Annotated in this window: 4 protein-coding genes, 2 pseudogenes and 1 other annotated feature; of the genes and pseudogenes, 5 read left to right on the top strand and 1 reads right to left on the bottom strand. The window is 27.8% G+C overall.

The window, feature by feature from the left end; all coding sequences use genetic code 11:
• Nucleotides 1–615 precede the first annotated feature (615 nt).
• The 3 genes and pseudogenes from Q0V15_RS11305 to Q0V15_RS11295 form a co-directional block, all read left to right on the top strand.
• A pseudogene (locus Q0V15_RS11305) lies at nucleotides 616–1152 on the top strand (NADH peroxidase); the annotation flags it as partial.
• A 51-nt stretch (nucleotides 1153–1203) separates the two neighbouring features.
• Nucleotides 1204–1470: pseudogene (locus Q0V15_RS11300) on the top strand (FAD-binding oxidoreductase); the annotation flags it as partial.
• Entirely contained in the window at nucleotides 1453–1917 is a 465-nt protein-coding gene (locus Q0V15_RS11295) for a hypothetical protein (protein WP_297439064.1), read from the top strand. The pseudogene Q0V15_RS11300 and the gene Q0V15_RS11295, both read left to right, overlap by 18 nt.
• A 115-nt stretch (nucleotides 1918–2032) precedes the next feature.
• On the opposite strand, the gene Q0V15_RS11290 is transcribed toward Q0V15_RS11295, so the two are convergent.
• Nucleotides 2033–2443, bottom strand: coding sequence for a hypothetical protein (locus tag Q0V15_RS11290; RefSeq protein ID WP_297439062.1), 411 nt, complete (start codon nucleotides 2441–2443; stop codon nucleotides 2033–2035).
• Between the two features lie 345 nt (nucleotides 2444–2788).
• Nucleotides 2789–2999 (top strand) — a binding site (T-box leader).
• 233 nt (nucleotides 3000–3232) lie between these two features.
• Here Q0V15_RS11290 and Q0V15_RS11285 point away from each other — a divergent pair.
• Both Q0V15_RS11285 and Q0V15_RS11280 read left to right on the top strand, forming a co-directional pair.
• Complete coding sequence (locus tag Q0V15_RS11285) at nucleotides 3233–4561, top strand: APC family permease (protein WP_297439060.1); 1329 nt, start codon at nucleotides 3233–3235, stop codon at nucleotides 4559–4561.
• Between the two features lie 254 nt (nucleotides 4562–4815).
• Nucleotides 4816–5786: MFS transporter (locus tag Q0V15_RS11280; protein ID WP_297439058.1), on the top strand; the 971-nt coding region annotated here is incomplete at its 3' end.

The raw sequence follows: 5786 nt of genomic DNA, 5'->3' as shown, positions 1-5786 counted from the left end.
TCTGAACATTAATTTTAGGACTTTTAAGTAAAGTTTCACTATTTAACACAAAATTATTACTTGATATAACGCCTAAAAACAATCCTAAAACTATAAGTCCCCCAACAATCATTGCAATTAAAGTTTTCATACTACCTCCTTATATTAAAATATTTTCACTCTAAAACACCATACTTCTAATAGTATCTATATATAAGCTAATTTAAATCTAAATATATTCACTTCATTTTTAAATAAATATTTCTTCATTAACATATAATCTTATATTTAACTAATCTCATTTTAAATGTTTTTATATTTTATTTCCTCTTCTCTCACTTACAATATAGTTATGATTAAATTTTAAAAACATCAAAATTAAGTAACAAAACAGAAAATTTCTAGTATCTAACTTTTAAATTTAACTATCATTATCAATTTTTAAATATTTGAATACTATATATAATGTAGAAATTTAAAAGACTTATATAAGATTTTAATTACTATATTTTTTATTTATTATATAATAACTCTTTACAAGTAATAATTATTATTATATAATAATAACAAGTTAATGATTGAGGAAATGTTACTCTCAATCAAATTGAAATAAAATTAAAGTTAGGAGATTTTGTTATGAAAAAATTTGTTTGTACTGTTTGTGGATATATATATGAAGGAGAAAAGGTTCCTGAAATCTGTCCTATATGTAAAGTTGGATCTGATAAATTTATGGAGCAATCAGATGATTTAGTATTTGCTGATGAACATAGAATCGGAGTTGCTAAAGGAACTGATCAAAGAATAATTGAAGGACTTCAAGCTAATTTCATGGGTGAATGTACTGAAGTTGGAATGTACTTAGCTATGGCTAGACAAGCTGATAGAGAAGGACTTCCTGAAGTTGCTAGATCATATACAAGAATTGCTTTTGAAGAAGCTGAACATGCTGCTAAATTTGCAGAAATGCTTGGAGAAGTGGTTGAAGCTGATACTAAAGCTAACTTACAAGCTAGAGTTAATGCTGAGCATGGAGCTTGTCAAGGTAAATTAGACCTTGCTAAACTTGCTAAAGAATTAAACTTAGATGCAATACATGATACTGTTCATGAAATGTGTAAAGATGAAGCTAGACATGGAAAAGCTTTTGCTGGATTACTTGAAAGATACTTTGGTGATGATGATTCAAACCCATTCGATTACAAAGAGTTTGAAGTATTCAAGAAAGAACAAGAAAATGATGTTGTAACTTCATTCTACTTAAAGCCAATAAATGGAGCTAAAGTTAGAACTCATAAAGCTGGTCAATTCTTATCAATCATGCCTGTTAGAGAAGGTACTGATGTTGAAGAAGTTAGACAGTATAGCTTATCAATGAAACCTGGTTCAGATTTCTATAGATTAAGTATCAAAAAAGAAGATCAAGGAAAAATCTCAAGATATATGCATGATAATGTAAATGTTGGAGATGTTATAAAAGCTACAAGCCCACTTGGAGAGTTCTTCTTAAAAGAAGATACTAAGAAACCATTAGTATTATTAAGTGGTGGAATTGGTATAACTCCAGTTATGTCTATGCTTTACAAAGCTCTTGAAGAAAAAAGAGAAGTAATATTTGTACAAGCTGTTCTTAACTCAACAGCTCATACATTTAAAAATGAATTAGCAGAAGTTGCTAAAAACAACTCAAACCTAAAAACAGCTGTATTCTACAGTAATCCATTAGATTCAGATAAAATGGGTGTAGATTATGATGTTGAAGGATTTGCTACAAAAGAATGGTTAGAGTCTAACCTTCCTAAAAATGGAGAATTCTACTTCTGTGGACCTCTTGGTTTCATGAAGCACGTATTCAATACATTAAAAGGTATGAATGTTTCTGATGATGAAATAAACTACGAAATGTTTGGACCATCAGCAGACCTTGCTACTCTTTAATTAGTAGAACTTTAATTCTTTAAATATAATTATTCCATATAAAATTAACCAGCTAGAAATAATTTTTCTAGCTGGTTTTTTATTATATTCTATATAAAAAAGAGAAGAAATCTATTTAACTAAATAGATTTCTTCTTTTCCCATAAAATTTACTTTTTATTTCTCTGAACTGTATATATCCTAAATATATATATGCTATAACAAATAAACTAAAAACAAGCCCTATCATCCCAAGTGCCTTAAAGCTGAATGCTCCTTGTACTTGATTAAACGTACCTGTAAATCCAATTACTGTTAATGCTATAATAATCATTAAAATTGTAAATACCATCAATACTATTAACCATACTTTTCTAGCTGTTCCCCTATCCATGAAAAGTATAGCAAGTGTTATTAGTGGTATACTTGCTAATACTAAACTAGCTATTACTTTTTCTTCTATTGTTAAACCTAAATATAGAGCATATCCTACACTTATTATTATAATTGCAATAAGTGAAACTATCCTAGTAAATGATACCTTCATATATCGTCCTCCTATTTTTTCATTTGTTCGCTACCTTAAATTATACAAAATCAAACACAATCTGTGAACTCTTTTAGTGAGTTTATAACTATTTCAGTAAAAAGAATTTTTTAATATATATAATTCATATCTTTGTAAATTATATTTGAATAATTTATGAGATAATTAGAAATATAAATTTATGCTTGTTCTACCTATAAAAAGAAATTACTATAACTGCTTATTTTTATGCTTTTATATAATTTCCTACTATTGAAATTATAGTAATTAATTCCATATTTTCATTATTGAAGTTGTTGACACTTTTGAATAAGCAATAGTATTATATTAAATATAATTAAATATTTACAAACTTTGATAAAGAGGAGTAAAGATAGGAAGAACATTTAAGAGAGAAAATCCATCGGCTGTAAGATTTTTATGTTTGATATCTTGAAAGTAGCTTTTGAGTTTCTTTAGTGAACCTAAGTAACTAAAGACGGTAATTCTATCGTTATTATAGAGAGCCCTTATTTATGAGGGAAAAAAGGTGGTACCGCGAACTTTCGTCCTTTTAAGGATGAGGGTATTTTTTTATACTTTTTTAAAGAAAGTCATTATTTAAAAACATAGTTTTCTTAGTAAGATTATACAAAATAATATACTTTAATTATGGAAAAGATAATTATATTAAATGTTATAAATTATTTGATTTTATATATTAAATCAATAAAACAATATAATAAAGAGCCTTAGCATAGAATTTCAATATTTCTTGTAGGGGCTTTTTAAAACAAAGGAGGAACTTTAATGAGTAATAATGAACTAAAGAAAACAGTAAACTTTTGGGCTGCATTATCGACTGTTATTGGACTTGTAATTGGTTCTGGGGTATTCTTCAAACCACAGGCTATTTTCAGTGCAACTGGTGGAGCACCTGGACTTGGTATTCTGGCTTGGGTACTTGGTGGAATAATAACTATCGCAGCCGGACTTACAGCTACAGAAATTTCTGCTGCTTTCCCTGAAACAGGTGGAATGATGATTTATATGAGAGAAATCTACGGGAAAAAATTATCATATCTAACAGCATGGATGCAAACAATTTTATATTTCCCTGCTGTTATTGCAGCACTAGCAATATTATTTTCAGAACAAGCATGTCAAATCCTTGGTATGCCAGAGCTTAAAATACCAATAGCGGTTGGTATAATTCTCTTTTTAGTACTTCTAAATTTAATCGGCTCTAAAACTAGTGGAATTGTACAAATTGTTTCTACAATCGGAAAATTAATTCCAATAATTCTTATTATTGTTGTAGGATTCTTTAAACATGAAAGAACACAGAACTTATTTACACCAATGATTGGTCCACATTTAAGTTTTACATCTGTTCTTGGACAGATTCTTGTAGCAGCATTATTTGCTTATGACGGTTGGATTTATGTAGGTAATATTGCTGGAGAAATGAAAAACCCAAGTAAAGATTTACCTAGAGCTATAATTGGTGGTTTAATGATAGTAATGGCAGTATACATAGCTATTAACGTAGCATTTATAATGGTTATACCAGCTAATGAAATTGCATCTAGTGCAACTCCAGCTTCTTTAGTTGCACAAAAACTATTTGGAAATGCTGGTGGAAAATTAATTGATATCGGTATTTTAGTATCAATATTTGGAACTCTTAATAGTTACACTTTAACTGCTCCTAGAGTACCATTCGCACTTGCCAAAACTGGATATTTACCATTTAGTGGGTTCTTCTCAAAACTTAATAAAGCTAATGTACCTGCAAATGCTACATGGCTTATTTCAATACTTGGAATTTTATATGCACTTAGTGGAAAATTTAATTTACTTAGTAATCTTACAATTTTCACTATTTGGATATTTTATATGCTTATATTTATCGGTGTCTTCAAACTTAGAAAAACAAGACCTGACTTGCATAGACCATATAAAGTTATTGGATACCCTGTTATCCCTATAATTGCACTTCTTGGTGGATTATTTGTTGTTGTAAATCAATTATTTATGTCAGGACTTCAATCAAGTATAATTGCACTTTCTGGTGTTGTTATAACTTTAATAGGATTCCCTATATACTTCTATATGGATAAAAAATATCATAGATAAAAATAAAAATGGATCAGTATAACATTAACTAAATGTTATACTGATCCATTTTTTTCTATATGTATTCCATAATTTGATAATTATTTTCTTTTAATATCTATTTTCTTTTATTAATCATTTTTATTTAATATTAATTTTCTCTTGTAAATGATTCTCATTTAGTGTACTATAAATAAGAGATTAAAAAGAAAGTGGTGAACTCCTTGTTTAAAAGAGAAAATTTTATTAACGGTCGAATATTTAAAAATTTAATTTTGTTTATTATAATATATACAATAATGGGACTTATAAAAGGACTTAATAGTGATATACTTATGAGTTATATCCATCTTGAGCTTCCTGATATTTCAAAAAGTCTTACGATATTCATAGGAATATCTATGTTACTACTTGTCCTTGCTATTATTGCTGTAAGATATATCGGATATAAAAAAGTTGTATTTATAATAACAGCCCTACTTATAATTAGTACGATTGGTATTATGAATACACATAATATAGTTCTTGGAACTATATACTTTATCTTTATAGAGCTATCACACAAAGCATTTGTTGTTGTTATACCACTTGTTTTAATGGCTTATACTAACAAAGAAAATAGAATTTCAGTTTTTGCTAAAGCAATTTTCTTAAATGTTGCTGGTGAAACTATTGCATCATTTTTTGATGGAAAAATACTTGTTTTAAAATTTAAAAGTATGCTTGGAATTTCATATGATCAAGCTAATGATTTAACTAAACATGTAAGTAAAATGAATCATATTCAACTTGCAGATTATGTTCAATCTTATAAATTTGTAATTTGGATTTGTATTGCATTATCAGTACTTTTACTTATACTTTTAGTATTCATAAAGGAAACTAAGGCAGATTATAGAAACAACGCACTAGGAACTGACAGACTTATTCCAAAAGATAAATCAGAACTTAAAATATTTAAAACTAAATATATAATTGTATGGATAATATTCATAGCATTACTTGAGATTGATTCAAATCTTGTTTCTCCACACTTACCTGTATACTTAAATAGAGTACTACATATAAGTAGAGGGACAACATCAACACTAATCGCACTTAAGAGTTTTGGAATGATGGTATTTGTTATTCTATCTCCAAAAATTATAAGTAAGATTGGTAAGATTAAGCACTTCTCATTATTCCTAATGTTATCAGTACCACTTATGATTATACTTGGACTTGGAAACTTCCTAGGACAAGGAAT

It is taken from the genome of uncultured Clostridium sp. (genome assembly GCF_947036855.1).
Lineage (GTDB): Bacteria > Bacillota > Clostridia > Clostridiales > Clostridiaceae > Sarcina.
The sequence above is the reverse complement of the archived record's forward strand: the minus strand, read 5'-3'. Positions and strand labels throughout refer to the sequence as shown.